Below are 18,560 nucleotides of genomic sequence, written 5' to 3'. Positions count from 1 at the left end.
GGGGCCGCGAGGCCAATGGATAATCATACGGAGCCTACTGGCGGCTGCCTGCCGCAACGAGCCCGGGCCGGTGCCTGGTTTGCACGCACTCACCTTCGTGCAAGGCGGGTTTCCGGCCGGACTGGCTGCCTATCCCATTTTCCCGATGGAAGAGGCAGCCGCCAGATAAGCTCCGTTTTTTTTGAACTTTTACTGTTTGAATTTTAGAACGGGTATCAAAGCCAAAACAGACCGTCATGCTGAGCTTGTCGAAGCATCTCTACCGCTTCGTTGGGAAGGCAAATTGATTACTCCCGAGGTAGAGATGCTTCGGCAAGCTCAGCATGACGTTCTTTTCTCTATTGCAAGGCTTCCACGATGCCGTCGTAGGCGGGTTTGCGCTGGTAGTTGTCGTCGAAGGGCAGCGGCCACTCGGGGCAGCTGCAGTTGCCGCGTCGCCAGGTGTCGGCGTCGGCCACGTTCCAGGTGGTAATGCCGAAGCGCTGGGCGGCGGGCAGGGCCCGGAAGGCCGTGGTCACGGCTTTGTACTTCACCTTTTGGGCGGCGGCCAGGGCTGGCGTGAAGGTGGCCGTGGTCGCCTTGCTGGGGTTCATTGAAATATCAAGCTCGGAAATGTGCACCAGCAGGCCGGTCTGGCCAGCCTGGGCAATGGTGCTGGCCAGCTGCGCGTCGCTGATGTTACTGCTGGTGTGGAACTGCATGCCTATCCCGTGAATGGGAATGCCGCGGCTGCGCAGGCTGGCGACCAGGGCGAAGATGGCGGTGCGCTTGGCGGTGCTGTACTCGTGGCCGTAGTCATTGTAGAAGAGCCGCGCGGCGGGGTCGGCGGCGGCAGCGTACTGAAACGCCCGGGCGATGTAGTCGGGGCCCAGGTGCCGCACCCAGATGCTGTTGCGCAGCACGCCGGTGTCTTCGAAGGCCTCGTTCACCACATCCCAGGAGGCCACTTTGCCGCGAAAGTGCGTAACGACGGTGGTGATGTGGGTGCGCAGCAGGTTTTCCCAGGCCGTGGAATCACCCGAGAAGTTGGTGACCCAACTCGGCAGGGAAGTGTACCAGTTGAGGGTGTGGCCGTGCACGCGGGCGTTGTTCTGGCGGGCGAAGTCGACGATGTATTCGGCATCGGTGAAGTTGAAGCTGGTGGCGGTTGGCCGCAGCGCGTTCATCTTCATGGCGTTTTCGGCCGTGATGCTGCTGTACTCTTTGGCCGCCAGCTGGCTGTAGGAAGGGCGGTTGCGGAGCAGGCTGGCGTTGACGGCCCCGCCGAATGGAAACGGGGAAATGCTCCTTAGCGTGCCCGTGAAGGGGGCCGGAGCAGCGGGCGGCGCGGGGGTGGGAGTTGATTTTTTTTTCCCGCACTGCGTCAGCAGAAAGAAGCTCAGCACACAAAGAAGAATCGGGTATTTCATGCGGGGGGTGGTGTTCTTGGGTTAAGGCTGCGGCGTGCGCTGGTCGAAAAAGTCGGCCAGTGGGTACATCTGCAGGTTCAGCTCGCGCATCTTGTCCAGGAGCGGGGTGTAAGGCTCCAGGTAGTTGTTCACGATGCCTTTGTTGGCATTGGTGTTCGAGGGCTCGGCGCCCACGATGGTGGGGTCGTTGTCCTGGTACTTAAACCAGTGCCAGCCCACGCAATTCTTCGATTCTAGCAAACCCAGCGTGAAATTCTGGTAGAACAGGCCGCGGTCGGCCTGGGTCTTCACCACCCAGCCAGCGCCAGCGGTGTTGGCCAGGCCGGGGGCATCTTCGCCCTTCACGTACCATTCTGTGATGAGAAAGGGCTTACCGGCCGACTGCTCCCACTCGGCCACCCAGCGTTTTTCGGGCGTCCAGTTGTTGTAATAGTTGATGCTCACGGCATCCAGGTATTTGCCGGCCACCTTCATCAGCTCCGGGTAGTAGCGCTGGGCACCGTGGAAGCGGCAGCCCAGGTACAGGTGGTTGGGGTCGTACTTCTTTATAGCCTTGGCCACGATGGAAAAGTACTTTTCGGCCGCGAAAGCCAGAAAATCCTGCCGGTTTTGGTCGGTGATGGTGGCCAGGGTGATGCCGCGCTCGTCGGCCCATTTTTTGGCCGCCACGTAGCCGGGTTCGGTCACGGGCAGGGTCAGGTAGCCGTCTAGGTTTTTGCGCAGCAGCGGCATTTCGTTGTCGGAGAAATAGCCGAACAGGTTCTTGTCTTTCCTGTTCTTGGCCAGCTGTTTGGCGTGCTGCTCGGCAAAAGCTTCAAAACCCGGGTCGAAGGCGAAAATAACGTCGTTGGGGTAGCCTTTGTGGCCGGGCTGCACGTAGGTGCCGCCGCGCTTGTCCCCGTATTTGCTCATAAAATCCAGATTGATGGTGTACGCCAGCGGCCGGTCGGCCCTGGCGTTTTCCGCCTGAATTTCCTTGGTGGCCGACCACGCCCCGGCCCCGTTGAAGCCATTGGCAAACAGAAACTTGCGGGTGGCCGTCATCCAGCCGGCCGCATTGCCGTACTTTTCCTGTAACGCCTTCTTCGTGCGCTCCGATGTGCCGTGGCTAACGGCGTTCGGGGCATTGTGCAGGAAGTAGTAGCCTTCGGGGTCCACGGCCCACCAGCGCCCGTCCATCTTCTTTACGTGGAAGAAGCCGGTGGCTTTGGTACGCTTGTCGAGGCGCCCGCCGTACTTGCTCAGTTTCACGGTGGCCGGCACGAAACCCTGCAATTGGGCAATGGTGCGCGTGGGGTAGTTTTTGTACTCCGCAAAGCCGGCTTTGCCGTCGATGGTGGAGTTGTTGATGGTCTTTTTGGCGGCTACGCGCAGGGTGTACTCGGCGCTGTCGCGGGCCTGGGCCTGGGCGGCGGGGGTGAGGGTGAACAGGAGTAGCGCGGCTGTCAGCAGGCGCCGCGCCTCACCCCCCGGCCCCCTCTCCGGTGGAGAGGGGAAGCCATATGCAAGAATCGTTGAACGCACCCCCTCTCCACCGGAGAGGGGGCCGGGGGGTGAGGCGAACGCCTGGCAGATTTGGTTTATCATCCTCATCATTATTTCCCGTCGTATTTAGCCGCCATCTGCCGGTAGTATTCCTGCAGCACGTAGTAAGCCTTCTTCTTGGTGCCCGTGCTGGAAATCAGTCCCTTGCGGTTGAAGCCGTTCTGATAAACCGGGTGCTGGCGGCGGGTGGCGCGGAAGTCGGCCAGAATCCAGGGCGTCATGCCACGCAGGCCCTTGATGGTGCTCAGCATCTTGATTTGATTCTGATAAAGTGCTTCCTGATACTCCTCGCTCCAGCGGGTTTCGGCGTCGCCGTGGTAGCCGGCCAGGGCATCGCCGCCGAACTCGCTCACCACCACCGGCTTGTTGTATTTAATATCGAAGGTGTACCTGGTGATTTCGCTGGGCTTGCCGCCCCAGTACCAGCCAGCATACTCGTTGAAGCTGGTCAGGTCCAGGGACTCGCCCAGCGGGTCGTCCACGTGCACCACGTTGTCGGGGGTGCGGTGCAGCTCCAGGGCGGCCGCAATCAGGCGGGTATCGTCCAAGCTGCGGGCTTTTTTCACAAGGTTGGTCATGAAGGCCAGGCGCGGGTCGCCGAGCGGGGTTTCGTTGCCCACGGACCACACCACCACGCTGGCCCGGTTTTTTCCCATCGAAATAAGGTCCGAGAGCTGGGCTTCGGCGTTCTGGTAGGTGGCGGGGTTGGTCCAGGCAATGGTCCAGTAGACCGGCACTTCGGCCCAGACCAGCAGGCCCATTTCATCGGCTAGCTTGAGCATGGTTTCGTTGTGCGGGTAGTGGGCCAGGCGCACGTAGTTGCAGCCCAGTTCCTTGGCCCAGGTCAGCAGCATGCGCAGGTCGCCTTCGCCGCGGGCGCGGCCGGGGATGAGCGGGTTCTCGTCGTGCATGGAAATGCCGCGCATGTAGATGGACTTGCCGTTCAGCAGAATGTCCTGCCCCTTGGTTTGGATGGTGCGGAAGCCAATCTTGTCCTGCACGGCATCTCCCCCACTGCTCAAACTCACGGCGTAGAGTTTGGGGCTCTGCGGCGACCACATTTTGAGGTTTTTGGCGGGAATACTGATGGTGGCGCGGCCTTCGGCGTCGGTCTTCAGGTTGTGTTTGATGCCGGCTTCGGCAATGATCAGGGTCACGGTCTGGTTGGCTTTGCCCTCGCCGCTGAGCTGCACGAAGCCCGCCAGGGTGCCGGGCGCATCCTTGGCCAGTTGCACTTTGTAGTCGTTGATGAAGGTGGCCGGCGTTTCGGCCACGAAGACGTCACGGGTGATGCCGCCGTAGTTCCACCAATCGGTGTTGATAGTGGGCACCTCCTCGGGGCGGCGGGTATTGTCGGCCTTCACCACAACGAAGTTGTCGCCGGTGGCGCTCAGCTGGCTGGTGATGTCGTACTGAATCGGCGTGAAGCCGCCCTTGTGCATGCCCAGCTTCCTGCCGTTCAGGTAAATGTGCGACTCGTAGTTAATCGCGCCGAAGTAGATGAAGTAGCGCTTGCCCGCTTTAGGCATCAGCCTGAAGCTTTTCTTGTACCAGACGGTGCCTTCGTAGTAGAGCAGCCTGGGGTCCTGCGAGTTCCAGTCGCCCGGAATCTGCATGCCGGCCGACTGGTCGAAGTCGTACTCAATCAGCTCTTCTTCCTGCTTGGAGCTGGGCTTCTGGTTGTCGTAGTAGCCGCCCTTGCCCGACTTGGATTGGTCGAAAGCTTCGCGGCGGTAGTCGTAAAAACCGTTTTCGTAGGGGTCGATGATGTAGTTCCAGCGGCCGTTCAGGCTGAGCACGCTCCGGCCCGGCGCGTTTTGCAGCAGGGTGGTTTGGGAATGTGCTGGCGAGCCTAACAAGAGGCCCGCTAGCACCAAAAGGACAGCTGGCAACATCTTCAGCAGGTTGGGTGGGGTCATGGGTAGGCAGGAAAGGAAAACGAGAAACTGTTTCAAGCGAAGTGGTGAGAGCTTGCGCGGCACCTGGCCGTTGCAGCAGCCGGGCACCGTTGTGCAAACCTTCACCATCTCACTCACCAAATGGCTACAGGTAACCCTCGTTCTGTGTAAGAATTGGGTTGGTCTGGATTTCCTGAATCGGAACCGGGAACACCAGCTTGCGGGCGTCGATGCGGCTGGCCGAGTTGGTACGCATGAAGAAAGCATTCATCACGGGGATGGCGCGGTCGGTGCGCACCAGGTCAAACCAGCGGTGGCCTTCAAAATTCAATTCCAGGCGGCGCTCCAGCTCCAGGCGGGTACGCAGAGCAGGCTGGCTGATGCTGGCGGGTAGGTCAACCGTGGGGGCGGCGGTGGCCACGGGCAGGTTGCGCGAGCGGCGGATAACGCGGTTCACGGCGTCGAGCGCCAGGGCGTTGGGGCCGCTTTGCTCGTTCACGGCTTCGGCGTACATCAGCAGCACGTCGGCGTAGCGCAGGATAATCCAGTCGTTTTCGGCGTCAAAGGCGCTGGTGGGTACGTCGGCGTACTTCCTGGTGAAGAACTGGGTGACGGTCCCGACCGTGGAAGCGCCGAACGAAGCGGCGGCCCGCACGTCGGTGGCGCCGCTAGCCGTGAAGGCGGCCACCAGGTCGGGGTCTACCGAATTATACTGCTGGCCCACGCCCACGTTGCCGTTTACGGTGAGGGCCACGGCCGCCGGCAGCACCGGCATAAACCACGTGCTGAAGGAACTGCCCACGCCCAGGCCGCCTTTGGTGTAGCGCGCAGCGGCCAGAATTTCGCTGTTCATCTCATTGGTGGTCAAAAAGATGTTGGCGTAGCTGGCCTGCAGCGCGTAGGTATTGGCATCAATGACCTTTTTCAGGGCCACGGCGGCATCGGCGTGTTTCTTCTGGGTGAGCAGCACTTTGCCCAGCAAGCCCTGGGCGGCGCCTTTGGTAATGCGGCCCAGGTTGGCGCCGGTGAAGGTGGTGGGCAGGTTGGCTTCGGCAAACGCCAGGTCTTGCTCCATCTGAGCGTACACTTCGGCCTTGGGGGCCCGGCCAAACTTGTAGGCGTCGGCAATGGACGTGATTTCGCTGGTTACCAGCGGAACATCGCCCCAAATTCGCACCGCGTTGAAGTAGGCCAGCGCCCGGATAAAGCGCACTTCGCCGTAGAAGCGGTTGCGCGTGGCGTCGGTGAGTTTCACGGCGCGGCCCGGTTCAGGATGACGTTGCAGCGGGCAATGGCGCGGTAGGTAACCTGCCACTGGCTCTGCAAGCGCGGGTTGATGCTGGATAAGGTGAAGTCGTTGAACTCGTTGAGCAGCTCGCCGGAAGTCAGCGCGAAGCTGTTATCAGACGGGATTTCAGCGTAGACGAACAGGCCCCGGTTGCTGCCGTTGCCGTGCATGTCCTGCAGCGACGCATAAGCCGCCGTCACGCCGGTCACGATGCTCAGCGAATCGGTGTAGCCCTCCGCGCTGGGCAGGCGGGTGGGGTCGTTCAGGTCAATGAAGTCCTTGCTACACGAAGTGGTGCCCAGAGTGGCCAGGCCCAACAGCGTGACAACACCAGCACCCGCGAAAAATTTATGGAAAGTCATGGTGGGAATTATAAAGATTTTGATTGAGAAAGCCCGTCATGCTTCGACAGGCGGACGCCAGATAAAGCATGACACGGCCTACTCACTTATACTAGAAGCCCAACTGCACGCCCAGCGTGACGGTGCGGGCCATCGGAAACGCCCCTTGGTCGACGCCGTAGGTGGGCGACGTGGTGTTGCCGTAGTTGTTGGCTTCGGGGTTGTAGCCGAAGTATTTCGTGAACGTGTACAGGTTCTGGATGCTGGTGTAGATGCCCAGGCTCTGCAGGCTGGCGCGCTTCACCAATGCGCTGGGCACCTGGTAGCGTAGCGTCACGTTGCGCACGCGCACAAACGAGGCGTCGTGCACGTAGTAGGAGTTGAACACCGTTTTGAGCGAGCCGTTGACGGTGGCCAGCGGCGTTTGGCCGTCGCCAGGGTTTTCGGGCGAGCGCCAGCGGTTCAGCAGGTTGGTGCGGCCGTTGGTGCCGCCCTGGCCGTTCACCACGTAGCGGTCGGAGCCGTACAGCACGTCGTTGCCCTGCGAGCCCTGCAGCGTGAAAGCCAGCGAGAAGGCCTTGTAGCCGAGGGTGTTTTGCACGCCGAAGGTGAATTTCGGGAACGGGTTGCCGATGACCCCGATGTCGGCCGAGTTAATCTGGCCGTCGCCGTTCACGTCCTTGAATTTCAGGTCGCCGGGCCGAATCACGGTCCCGCTGCCGGTCCACTTCGGGCTGCTGTCGATGTCGGCCTGGTTCATGTACACGCCTTCCTGCTGGTAGCCGTAGAACACGCCCAGCGGCTGGCCCGGCACCACGCGAATGGAGCCGGCGTAGCCAAACACGGCATCGAACGTAATCTGCTCATTGGTACCGGCCAGGGCAATTACCTGGTTGCGGTTGAACGACAGGTTGGCGGCCGTACTCCAGGTGAAATCTCTGCCCTGGATGTTGGCCGTGTTCAGCTGGAACTCCAGGCCGCGGTTGCGCACCTCGCCCACGTTGGCCAGGGCCCGCGACGAGAAGCCGAGCAGGGCCGGAATGTTGCGGTTCAGCAGCAGGTCGGTGGTGTTGCGCTGGTAGGCGGCCACGGTCAGGTAGATGCGGTCGCGGAACAGGCCCAGGTCGAAGCCGGCGTCGAATTGCTTGTTGGTTTCCCAGCTCAGGTTGCGGATGGCCACGCCGTTGGGCGAGAAGCCGAACGCGCGGGCCCCGGTGCCGGCCCCGAACACGTAGTTGGCGCTGGCCTGGTACGCCTGGTAGTTGTAATCGCCGATGTTGTTGTTGCCGGTCACGCCGTAGCTGGCGCGCAGCTTCAGCTCGCTAATGGACGAAAACTGCTTGACAAAAGGCTCCTCGGCCACGCGCCACGCCAGGGCCACCGACGGGAACGTGGCGTAGCGGTTGTCGGGGCCGAAGCGCGACGAGCCGTCCGTCCGCAGCGCGGCGGTCAGAATGTAGCGCTCCTTGAAAGCGTAGTCGAAGCGGCCAAATACCGACGTCAACGCGTTCTCGTTATTAAAAAGACCCTGGCCGAATACCTGGCCGGCGGCCGTAGGGTATTCGATGTTGGTGTTGGTGTAGGTACCGCCCTGGCCCAGCACCGTATTGCCCTCCGCCGTGTTGTACTGGGCCGCGTAGCCGGCCAGCAGGGTCACGCTGTGGTCGAGGGCGAAAGTGCGGTTGTAGGTGGCCGTGTTCTCCAGCACCCAGTTCAGGTTGGTACTGTTCAGGCGGCGGGCATCCACGTTGTTGAGGATGGGGTTTGAGAGGTTGGCGCTCTGGTTGCTGGCGGTGCCCAGCGTGGCCGGCACGTAGATGCCCCGGCGAGAGTTGATGATTTCGGACCCGAAGTTGGTGCGCAGATGCAGGCCCTCGAGCACCTCAAAATCGAGGAACATCGAGCCCAGGGCACGCACGGCGTTGTTGCGGTCCTGGTAAAGGTCCAGCGGGGCCACCGGACTCAGCAGGTCGCCGGGGTTGGTGATGGCCTGGTTGCTGCCGGTGCGAAGGCCGGCGTAGTCGCCGTTGGGCAGGCGCACCGGCACAATGGGCGCCATGATGAGGGCGGCCGTGACGGCGCCGGTTTCGCCGGCGGGCCCGCCGCCGGTGATGCTGCTGCCGTTGTAGCTGCCCGTGGTGGGCACCACGTCGGTGCGGCTGAAATTGGGTGCCAGGCTCAGGCCCAGCTTCAGCTTGGGGCTCAGCTGGGCGTCGTAGTTGGCACGCAGCGAGAAACGCTCGAAGCCTGAGCCCCGCACAATGCCGGTCTGCTTGAAATAGCCGCCCGAGATGTAGAAGCGGGCCTTGTCGGTGCCGCCGCTGGCTCCCAGCTGGTACTGCTGCTGCACGCCGGTCTGGAAAATCTCATCCTGCCAGTCGGTATCGGGCAAGCTGTTTTGGTCTTGCGCAAACAGCGCCGTCATGGGGGCCGTGAAAGCGCGGCCAGCGTTGGTGTACGACTCCTTGAAGTACTCCAAGAACTGGTCGCGGTTGAGCAGGTCCACGCGCTTGGCCACCTGCTGAATGCCCGTATTAGCCGTGAAGTTGAAGCGGGTTTTGCCGTCGGTGGCGCCGCGCTTGGTGGTCACAATCACGATGCCATTGGCGCCCCGCGAGCCGTAGATGGCGCAAGCCGCCGCGTCCTTCAGCACCTGTACGCTCTGGATGTCGGCGGGCGGAATCTGGAAGTAGCTGTCGGGGTTGTTGAGCGGGTAGCCGTCCACCACGTACAGCGGGTTGTTGCCGGCCGAAATCGAGCCCAGGCCGCGAATGCGGATGACCGCGCCCGCGCCGGGCTCGCCCGAAGGCTCCGTAATCTGGGCGCCGGCCACCAGGCCCACCAATGCTTCGGAGGGCGAGGCCACCGGCAGCAGCTCCACCTGCTTGGCCGAAATGGTGGCGATGGATGTGGCCAGCATTTTTTTCTCCTGCACCCCGTAGCCCACCACCACCACTTCTTCCAGCGCCTTGGAATCGGGCTTGAGGCTGGAGTTGATGGTGGTGCGGCCGTTCACAGCCACTTCCTCGGCCAGGTAGCCCACAAAGGTGAAGACCAGCGTGGCGTTTTCGGGGGCCACGATGGTGTAGCGGCCGCTGGCATCGGTTTGTGCGCCGTTGCTGGTGCCGCGTACAATGACGTTGACGCCGGGCAGGCCCGTGCCTTTCTCATCCAGCACCTGCCCGCTGATGGTCACGTCGGCCCGCGTGGCGGCTGCAATCGTTACCGGGCGAGGAAATGCGGCGAGAGCGACGTTGACACTTAGGCTCAGCGCGGGCAACAGCACCAACGGCCGCAGGCAACGCCGAAAATCGTGTTGTAGAGTAGCCTTCATAAAGTGGGTGGGTTTGTGACGGATGAGTGACGATTGCGAAAACAGATGCACTACTCTTCGGGTAGTCGCTCGGCTGTGGCTAGCGCGGCAGCAAGAGCGTATTAAATGCCCCTTTCGCGCATCGATTGCCCTGCGAATTACCACAGTGTTTCCCGCTATTTAATAAAATAACAAGGCTTTATTTACGCAAACGTTTCCAGTAAATAAGCCATACTCAGAGGCTTTGTGGTACGTACCGTATGAGATTTGTATCTTGCCCAGCCATTCGCAGCTGAACTAAAGCTGATTTCTTGTACTTAGCCGACCTGCTGTTGCCATGCCGCCTGCTGTAAACCTCAAATCCCTGGCTCAGGCGTTGAACCTGTCCATTGCCACGGTTTCCAGGGCGTTGCAGGACAGCCACGAGGTGTCGCCTCAAACCAAAGAGCGGGTGCGCGCCCTGGCTGCCGAACTCAACTACCAGCCCAATGCCTACGCCAGCAGCCTGCGCCGCAACCTGAGCAAGACCATCGGGGTGGTCATTCCTGAAGTCAACAACCACTTCTTTTCGCTGGCCATCAATGGCATCGAGGAAGTGGCGCGCCAGCACGATTTCCACGTAATCATCTACCTCACCCACGACGACTATGCCCGCGAAGTAGCCATTGCACAATACCTCACCGGTGGCCGCATCGACGGGCTGCTTATGTCGGTGGCCAGCGGCAGCCAGGACTTCGCGCACCTGCACAAGCTGCAGGAAAACAAGCTGCCCATTGTGTTTTTCGACCGCGTGTGCGAAGAAGTGAGCACGGCAAAGGTCACCACCAACGACTACGAGAGTGGCTTCCGCGCCACCCAGCACCTGCTCGAAGCCGGCTGCCGGCACGTGGCTCACTTGCTGGTATCGGGCAACTTGTCCATCGGCCGCAGCCGCATGCAGGGCTACGCGGCGGCGCTGCAGGCCCACGGCCTGCCCTACGACGAAGACCTGGTGCTAAGCGGCGGCAACGACCAGGAGCGCAACGCGACCCTGATTAAGGAGTTGCTGGAGCGCCGGCCCGAAATCGACGGCATCTTCGCCTCAGTCGAGCACCTGGCCATTGGCAGCTACCACGCCTGCCAGCGCCTGGGCCGGAGCATTCCCGAGCAGGTCAAAATCATTGGCTTCTCCAACCTGGAAATTGCGGCCCTGCTCAACCCGGCCCTCACTACCATCACGCAGCCGGCCTACGACATCGGCCGCGAAGCCGCCGTCATTCTGCTCCGCGCCGTGACCCGGAAAAAGTCCGTTCTGCCCGCTCAGAGCCTCATGCTGGAATCGGAGCTGTTTGCGCGGGCCTCCACCGCGAGGTAGAAGCTGAGGCGGTGCTGCCCCACGGGTTTTCAGCCCGCGCCCACCAACACCGGCTTTTCCAGCTGCACTGGCTCCATCCGCGGGGCGAAGAAGTGCATGGCCAGCCACGCCAGCAGGTAGGCCGAGCCGCAAATGAGGAAGATAATGTTGTAGCCGGTGTTGATGTTGCCGGCGGCCTTGGCGGTGTCGAGGAGGTAGCCCACCAGCAGCGGAAACAGCATGCCCCCCACCGAACCGGCCATGCTGCCCAGCCCAATCACCGAGCCCACCACGCGCTTGGGAAACATGTCGGAGGCCGTGGTGAAGATGTTGGCGCTCCATGCCTGATGCGCAGCGGCGGCCAAGCTAATCAGGGCCACGGCGGGCCAGATGCTGGTGGCGTAGCGGGCCGCCATGATGGGCACCACCAGCAGGGCAAACAGCAGCATGGCCATTTTGCGGGCCCGAAAAACCGTCCAGCCCCGCTTGATGAGCCACGACGACAGGTAGCCGCCCCCGATGCTACCCACCGTGGTCAGCGAGTACACCACCACCAGCGGCAAACTGGGTTTTTTTAGGTCGAGGCTGAAGGTATTGGCGAAGTAGGAAGGAAGCCAGAACAGGAAAAACCACCAGATGGGGTCGGTCAGCAGCTTGCCGAAGATGAAGGCCCAGGTCTGCCGAATGCGCAGCAGCTGCCCCCAGCTAACGGCCGGCCCTTGGTCGCCCTCGGCTGATTCCGGCGGGTTGTCGGAGTGGATGTAGGCGTACTCGGCGGCTTGCAGCTTGGGCTGCCGCGCGGGCACTTCGTAGCAAAACCACCAGAATCCCAGCCACACAAACCCGATGGCGCCGGTAATCAGAAAAGCTTCTTCCCAGCCGTAGGCCCCCAGAATCCAGGGCACGAGCACGGGCGCCACCACGGCCCCGATGTTGGCGCCCGAATTGAAGATGCCCGTGGCCAGGGCGCGCTCCTTCTTGGGAAACCACTCCGCCACCGTTTTGATGGCGGCGGGAAAATTGCCCGACTCGCCCAGCCCCAGCGCCGCCCGCGCCAGGCCAAACCCGAACGTGGTGGTGGCAAAGGCGTGCGCAATGGCCGCGCCGCTCCAGGCAATGATGGAGTAGATATAGCCCCGCTTGGTGCCAATGCGGTCGATGATGGTGCCGAACAGGAGCAGCCCCACGGCATATGCTGCCTGAAAGGCGATTTGCAGGTAGCCATAGTCTGTTTCACTCCAGTGAAACTGGGCTTCCAGCGTGGGCTTGAGCAGCCCGATGACCTGGCGGTCGAGGTAGTTGATGCTGGTGGCGAAGAACAGCAGGGCCACCACTGTCCAGCGGTATTTTCCAACGGGCGCTTGCATGGCGTTACGGTTTATGAGTTTGGGCAAATGCCAGCAGCTCGGCCACCCGCGTCGCCAGGGCTTGAGAGTCGGTTACTTGCTTGAAAAGCTGCGAGCCCAGCCCCAGGCAGTTGGCCCCTGCCCCGAGCCATTCCCCCAGGCTGGCAGCGGTGGGTTCGACGCCCCCGGTCACCATGATTTTCACTTTCGGCAGGGGCCCCCGCAGCGCACGGAGGTAGTCGGGCCCCACGGCGCTGCCAGGAAACAGCTTCACCAGCGGCGCGCCCAGCTCGGTGGCGTGGTAAACTTCGTTGGGCGTGAGCGCGCCCGGCACCCACAGCACGTCGTGGCGCTGGCAGACGGCGGCCACGGCAGCCGTCGTCACGGGCTGCACCACGAAGGCCGCCCCGGCGGCCAGGAAATCCTCCGCTTCGGCAGCCGTGTAAATGGTGCCGATGCCCAGCTGCAACCCCGGACAGTGCTGCTGCGCAAAGCAGTGTAGCTCGCGGAATACCGCCAGGGCATTATCCCCGCGGTTGGTGAACTCGAACGCCCGGATGCCCCCGGCGTAGCAGGCGCCCAAAATTTGCCGGGCGTGGGCGGCATCGGCGTGGTTGAACACCGGGACGAGCGGCACGGCCAGCACCTGGGCCAGGGTGGCCGCCGCTTGGGAAACGGCAGTGTTTTTCGGAGCGACTAGCATAGCGTGGGTGGGATAAAAAAAGCGTAAATCAGCGCAGCAAACGGCCCGAAGTGTGCCCGGCCAGCACGTGTTCGACTTCGGCCACGGTCACTAAGTTGATGTCGCCGTGAATGGTGTGCTTGAGCGCCGAAGCGGCCGTAGCGAAAGCCAGGGCTTCCGGGGCCGTGGCGTAGTGCCGCCGGCCGTAGATGAAGCCGGCCAGGAAGGCATCGCCGCCGCCGATGCGGTCCACCACGGGCGTCAGGTCGTAGGCAGACGTTTGGTGGTAGCCCAGCTCGGCGTCCAGCAGCTGGCCGTGGATGCGCTCGTGCGAGGCGCTCTGGGTGGCCCGGCTGGTAGCCAGCACCTGCCGGATTTGCGGGAACCGCCGCATGAGCTGCCCGGCCACGGAGGCGAAGCGGTTGGGGGCGTTTTCTTCGGGCTGAATGCCGAACAGGTCGGCCGCGTCGTGTTCGGAGCACACCACCACGTCGCAGCCGGCCACCAGTTCGGTCATCACGGCTTGCGCCGTTTGGCCGTACTGCCACAGGTTACGGCGGTAGTTCACGTCGGCCGACACGGTGAGGCCCAGGCGGCGCGCGGCGGCAATGGCCTGGCGCGTGGCCTCGGCCGCGCCGGCCGAAATGGCGGCCGTGATGCCCGTCCAGTGCAGCCAAACGGCATCTTGCAAAATCTCATCCCAGGCAAACCACTCCGGCTGCAGCTCGGCAAACGCCGAATGGGCGCGGTCGTACACCACCTTGCTGGCCCGCAGCGAGGCCCCGGTTTCCAGGAAGTACAAGCCCAGGCGCTGGCCCCGAAAAACGGTCGGCGTCATATCCACGCCGTAGCGCCGGAAGTGGGCCGCCGCGGCCTGGCCCAGCTCGTTGTCCGGAAAGCAGGTGACGTGCGTGGCCGGCACGCCCAGTCCGGCCAGGGCCGCCGCCACGTTGGCCTCGCCCCCGCCGTAGGTGAGGTCGAAGCTACTGGCCTGCGCCAGCCGGTAGTGCAGCGGCGGCGCCAGCCGCAGCATGATTTCGCCGAACGTGACCACGCGCCGGGGCTGGCCAGCCGGGGCTGGTGTGCTATGCATGAAGCAGGCGGGGAACGGCCGTGGCCGACGGCACGGCGGCAAAGCCAAAATAGGCCTTGGCGTTGTGGTAGCAAATATTCTCGATGATGGCCCCGAGGCCGGGCAAATCGTCGGGCAGCTCGCCGTTTTCCACGTCGGTGCCGAACAGGTTGCAGAGAATGCGCCGGAAGTATTCGTGGCGCGGAAACGAGAGGAAGCTGCGCGAGTCGGTGAGCATGCCCACGAAGCGGCTCAGCAAGCCCAGGTTCGACAGAGTATTTAGCTGCTTTTCGATGCCGTCCTTCTGGTCCAGAAACCACCAGCTGGCGCCCCACTGCACCTTGCCCGCCACCGAGCCGTCCTGGAAGTTGCCAATCATGGCGGCCATCAGTTCGTTATCGGCCGGGTTGAGGTTGTAGAGAATGGTTTTGGCGAGCTGGTTCTGCCCGTCGAGGCGGTCGAGGAAGGTGGCCAGGCGGCGGCCCTGCTGAAAGTCGCCGATGGAGTCGGCGCCCGCGTCGGGGCCCCACTGACGAAGCAGGCGCGTGCTGGTGTTGCGCAGGGCCCCCAGGTGAAACTGCTGGGTCCAGCCGCGGGCGTGGTTGAGCCGGGCTAAATCCAGCAACAGGCACGACTTAAAAGCTTCGGCTTCGGTCTGGTTTAGCACCCGGCCGCCGCGCACTTTCCGGAATGCTGTCTCCACCTGCGCGGCCGTGAACTCGGCCGCGTACAGCCGTTCCAGCCCGTGGTCCGACAGCCGACAGCCCTGGGCGTGAAAAGCCGCGTGGCGCCGCTCTAGGGCGCGCAGCAAATCGGCGTACGTGCGGATGGCAACGTCCGCGGCGGCACCCAGCCGGTCCAGATACGCCGAGTAGGCGGCAACGTCCTCCACGGCAAGCGCCTTGTCGGGCCGAAAGGTGGGCAGCACCTGCACCCCGCCCGGCGTGGCCGCGCAGGCCGCGTGGTGCGTCAGGGCATCGGCGGGGTCGTCGGTCGTGCACACGGTTTCCACGTTCATGCGCCGCAGCAGGCCACGCGCCGAGAATGCCGGGGTGCGCAGCTGCTCGTTGCAGTGTTCCCAGATGCGGCGGGCGCTGCCGGGGTGCAGCAGCTCCGTCACCCCGAAATAGCGCTGCAGCTCCAGGTGCGTCCAGTGGTAGAGCGGGTTGCGCACGGTCTGGGGCACGGTTTCGGCCCATTTGGCAAATTTCTCCCAGTCCGAGGCGTTGCCGGTAATGAACCGCTCGTTTACGCCGTTGGTGCGCAGGGCCCGCCACTTGTAATGGTCGCCCGCGAGCCACACCTGCGTCAAATTTTCAAATTGGCGGTTTTCAGCAATCTGGTCGGGCGGTAGGTGGTTATGGTAGTCGATGATGGGCAGGCCCTGCGCATAGTCGCGGTACAACGCCTGCGCGGTGGCCGTGCGCAGCAGGAAGTTATCGTCGAGGAAGGATTTTTTCATGGATGTCCTCACGCTTTAAATGTGTTGTCGAGGGCTGGCGGGCCACAGCTATGTGGCCGTTTCGGGACCGCATCGGTCCGGAGACAGGCAGAAACAGGCTGGTAAAGATGAGCGAATTGCCCCGTAGAACCCGAAAAACCAGCGGATATATCTACGAAAACGTTTGCGACACTATCTGAGCACCCCACAAAACAAGACGTCGCGCTGGGCATAGCCCGACACGACGTCTTAATAAGATTCAGTCAGCCCGTTACTCCTTCACTACTTTCTGGCGGAACGTGCCTTCGGGCGTGGTCACGGTCAGGAAATAGAGGCCCCGAGGCAAGGCCTGCAGGTCAAGCTGACCAAGCCCATTCAAGGCCTGCGTCAGACACACGCGGCCGGTGGCGTCGCGCAGCGTGGCCTGGCTGCCGCCGGTCGCGCCCACAATGGTGAGGCGGTCCGTCGTGGGGTTGGGGTAAGCAAGTAGGCCCGTGGCCGAGCCGGCCGCGGTGGCCAGCGCCGCGCCGCTGCCGCGGGCCTGCAGCACCTTGTTGGCGGCATCAGCGGCGTCGAAACGCCACTGCTGCGAGGTGTAGGCGGTGTTGAGCGTGCTCTGCACCAGGGGGGCATTGTTGAGCAGGGAGCCGTTCTGGGTGCGCAGGTACTTCTGGCTGCGCCGGTTTTGCAGGCGGTATACCCCGCCGCTGCCGGTGTACTGCACGTCCCACATCAGGTAGTCGTATTTGATGTTCGCCTCATCCAGCATTTCCTGGCCCATGAGCTGGTTGTCCTGCAGGCGTTCGGCGTCGGTGGCGCCCTTGGGGCGCAGGGCCTGGTTGGTATTCTGGTTCAGGATGAAGTAGTAGCCGGGCGCGGCGGGCTTGAACAGCCAGCGCGCCGAGCTCAGGGCCGACACGTCGCCGGCGTAATGCACCACGTCGGCGCCGGCCAGGCCGTCCAGGGGCCGGGCGTAGGCCAGCGAGTTCACGTTCACGAAGTTGAACGACAGCTGCTGGCGCGGGGCCGCGTCGCCCACCACATAGTGCAGCACGGACAGCACGTTGCCATCGGGGTCGAGCTTGTAGAGGTGGGTGGTGCGCGGCCCCAGCGAGCCCACCAGCTGGCGGGTGAGCGGCGTGTAGCCCTGCAGCTTGATTTTTACGGCTTCGTTGCCGGTGGCGTAGGTGTCGTTCAGCGAGGTGCGGTAGGAGTAGGTGCTGCCGGCCGTCATGTTCATCAGCATAACGGTGTAGCCCCCGGGACCGCGCATGGCCACGAACACCACGTTGTCGGCCTGGGCGCTCTGGGCGCCGTTCATCAGGTTGGCCTGGCGGTTGTTGCTGAGCATGGCCAGGTGCCACATGGTGGAGCGTCGGCTCGGGGTCGTCGTGTTGGTGTTGTAGAGCGAGTAGTCGAACTTGGTTTCGTCGGCGCTGCTTTCGTAGATGCTCCACGGCGTGAAGCACAGGCCGCCCTGCTGCATCACCTGCTTGGCCATCAGGGCGATAAACTGCCCGGCCTTGAACTGCCAAGCCTTCATCCCGGTGGCGTCGCTCATCTGGTTGAAGGCGTTGACCTCCGTCACGGCGATGGTGATGTCGGTGGCCGCGCCATTGGCCCGGCGGGTGGCATTCACGCGGCCGAGCAGGTCGCGCAGGGTCTGAAAGCGCGCTGCCATCGTCGACTCCGGCTTATCGGCGTAGAAGTGCAGGGCAAAGTGGTCGAGCAGCGGCCGTTTCTGGCCGGCGGCGTTGGTGTGGTATTGCACGCCCACGTCTTCCAGGAACTTGGTGTAGTAGTCCGGGATGCCGCCCGCGTTGCCGGGGTTCACCACGTCGTAGAACAGGCGGAAGTCCGGGCCCACGAGCTTGCAGTTGGGCAGGTCGTTTTTCAGGCGAATGGCCAGCGCCTTGTACTGCGTCACCCACTCGGCGTAGTTGTAGTCGAACTGCGGCTCGCGGTAGCTGCCCGACGACCAAAGCGCGGGCTCGTTGGGCTCGGGGTCGCCCTCGTTGGCCGGGTCGGGCTCGTTGCCGATGGCCCAGTAAATGATGTTGTAGGCGCGCAGGTCGGCCACGAAGACCGAAAGCTGGTCTTTGGTCAACTTAATCGGAATCTGCACGATGGGCTCGGCTCCCAGCCCACGGGCGAAGTTGATGGCCGTCACGTAGCTCGACGCGCTTTTGTAGTAGGCTTCCGTGTTGAAGCCGTTGCCGCCGATGCGCATAAAGCGCAGGTCGGCCTTGGCTAGGTCGTTAGTGAGCCCGGACGACGGGTTGGGCAGCCAGTAGTTGATGCCGAAAAACTGCGGCGAAATGGCCTGCGCTTCGGCCCCGAAACGGGTCAGGACCACAAGCAGCAGCGTAAACAGGGCCCAGCGGTATGACCCCAGCCGCCGGTGGACAGGCAGAACAAGCGTGGCGGGTACGCAGTAGAAAGTACGGTCTTTGCGCATGAGAAAATGGGTTTGGGTGGGATGAAAGCCAGAGGAAGCAAGAGCCGGGGGCCACCCCCCGGCCAGGGCGCGCCGCCCGACAGCCCAGGGCCACACGGGCAAGCCATAAAGTGGGGGCTACAGCAGCCAGGGATGCGGCTTAAACAGCACTCAACCACGCCACCAATGGGAGCCCGTGGGAGTATGGACCGGCAACGCCGGCAGCAGGATATTGCCGGGGCATGGCCGCCGGCGCTGGCAATGCTTGGTTACAGTAGTAACAAGCGGCTGTTGACCAATTGATTGATGCCTTAAATTACGGCATACATTTACTGCAAAAGCACACTTTGTGCAATGTTTAGTTACGTAAACGTTTGCGGGTCTCGCTGCCTCTTAGCTACCCAAGTTGCGGACTATTGGGAGGGGGCAAAAAAAATCTGTTCCGGCAGGGAAAG

At 62.7% G+C, this 18,560-nt stretch carries 12 protein-coding genes; 1 reads left to right on the top strand and 11 read right to left on the bottom strand.

Annotation, left to right across the window (positions count from 1 at the left end; translation table 11 throughout):
- Positions 1-338: 338 nt before the first annotated feature.
- The 6 genes from BEN47_RS07025 to BEN47_RS07005 form a co-directional block, all read right to left on the bottom strand.
- The gene (locus BEN47_RS07025; RefSeq protein WP_083322208.1) at positions 339-1,409 is read right to left on the bottom strand and encodes an endo-1,4-beta-xylanase; all 1,071 of its coding nucleotides are present in this window, start codon (positions 1,407-1,409) and stop codon (positions 339-341) included.
- 21 nt (positions 1,410-1,430) lie between these two features.
- Positions 1,431-2,933 carry an agarase gene (locus BEN47_RS07020; protein ID WP_125921554.1) on the bottom strand — a complete coding sequence of 501 codons (1,503 nt, stop codon included), beginning with the start codon at positions 2,931-2,933 and terminating at the stop codon, positions 1,431-1,433.
- A 71-nt stretch (positions 2,934-3,004) separates the two neighbouring features.
- Positions 3,005-4,873, bottom strand: a complete 1,869-nt coding sequence (locus BEN47_RS07015) for a glycoside hydrolase family 2 protein (protein ID WP_204378289.1) — start codon at positions 4,871-4,873, stop codon at positions 3,005-3,007.
- 124 nt (positions 4,874-4,997) lie between these two features.
- Entirely contained in the window at positions 4,998-6,107 is a 1,110-nt protein-coding gene (locus tag BEN47_RS07010; RefSeq protein ID WP_125921553.1) for a RagB/SusD family nutrient uptake outer membrane protein, read from the bottom strand.
- On the bottom strand, positions 6,104-6,502 hold the full coding sequence (locus BEN47_RS20195; protein WP_125921552.1) for a hypothetical protein: 399 nt from the start codon (positions 6,500-6,502) through the stop codon (positions 6,104-6,106). Before BEN47_RS20195 ends, BEN47_RS07010 begins: the two co-directional genes overlap by 4 nt.
- A gap of 91 nt (positions 6,503-6,593) precedes the next feature.
- Positions 6,594-9,815, bottom strand: a complete 3,222-nt coding sequence (locus tag BEN47_RS07005; protein WP_083322205.1) for a SusC/RagA family TonB-linked outer membrane protein — start codon at positions 9,813-9,815, stop codon at positions 6,594-6,596.
- Positions 9,816-10,131: 316 nt separating this feature from the next.
- Here BEN47_RS07005 and BEN47_RS07000 point away from each other — a divergent pair, with 316 nt between their 5' ends.
- On the top strand, positions 10,132-11,148 hold the full coding sequence (locus BEN47_RS07000; protein ID WP_070726645.1) for a LacI family DNA-binding transcriptional regulator: 1,017 nt from the start codon (positions 10,132-10,134) through the stop codon (positions 11,146-11,148).
- 29 nt (positions 11,149-11,177) lie between these two features.
- On the opposite strand, the gene BEN47_RS06995 is transcribed toward BEN47_RS07000, so the two are convergent.
- The 5 genes from BEN47_RS06995 to BEN47_RS06975 form a co-directional block, all read right to left on the bottom strand.
- A complete protein-coding gene (locus tag BEN47_RS06995; protein WP_070726643.1) occupies positions 11,178-12,494 on the bottom strand; it encodes an MFS transporter in 1,317 nt (438 codons plus the stop codon).
- Positions 12,495-12,498: 4 nt separating this feature from the next.
- Positions 12,499-13,176 carry a beta/alpha barrel domain-containing protein gene (locus BEN47_RS06990; protein ID WP_070726642.1) on the bottom strand — a complete coding sequence of 226 codons (678 nt, stop codon included), beginning with the start codon at positions 13,174-13,176 and terminating at the stop codon, positions 12,499-12,501.
- A gap of 28 nt (positions 13,177-13,204) precedes the next feature.
- On the bottom strand, positions 13,205-14,248 hold the full coding sequence (locus BEN47_RS06985) for a sugar kinase (RefSeq protein ID WP_070726641.1): 1,044 nt from the start codon (positions 14,246-14,248) through the stop codon (positions 13,205-13,207).
- Positions 14,241-15,689, bottom strand: coding sequence for a glucuronate isomerase (gene uxaC / locus BEN47_RS06980; protein ID WP_070726638.1), 1,449 nt, complete (start codon positions 15,687-15,689; stop codon positions 14,241-14,243). Before uxaC ends, BEN47_RS06985 begins: the two co-directional genes overlap by 8 nt.
- Positions 15,690-15,939: 250 nt before the next feature.
- On the bottom strand, positions 15,940-18,126 hold the full coding sequence (locus BEN47_RS06975) for an RICIN domain-containing protein (RefSeq protein ID WP_070726637.1): 2,187 nt from the start codon (positions 18,124-18,126) through the stop codon (positions 15,940-15,942).
- Positions 18,127-18,560 lie beyond the last annotated feature (434 nt).

The organism is Hymenobacter lapidarius, from assembly GCF_001816145.1.
Taxonomy (GTDB): domain Bacteria; phylum Bacteroidota; class Bacteroidia; order Cytophagales; family Hymenobacteraceae; genus Hymenobacter; species Hymenobacter lapidarius.
Note: the sequence above shows the minus strand (reverse complement) of the source record. Positions and strands in the feature narration are given on the sequence as shown.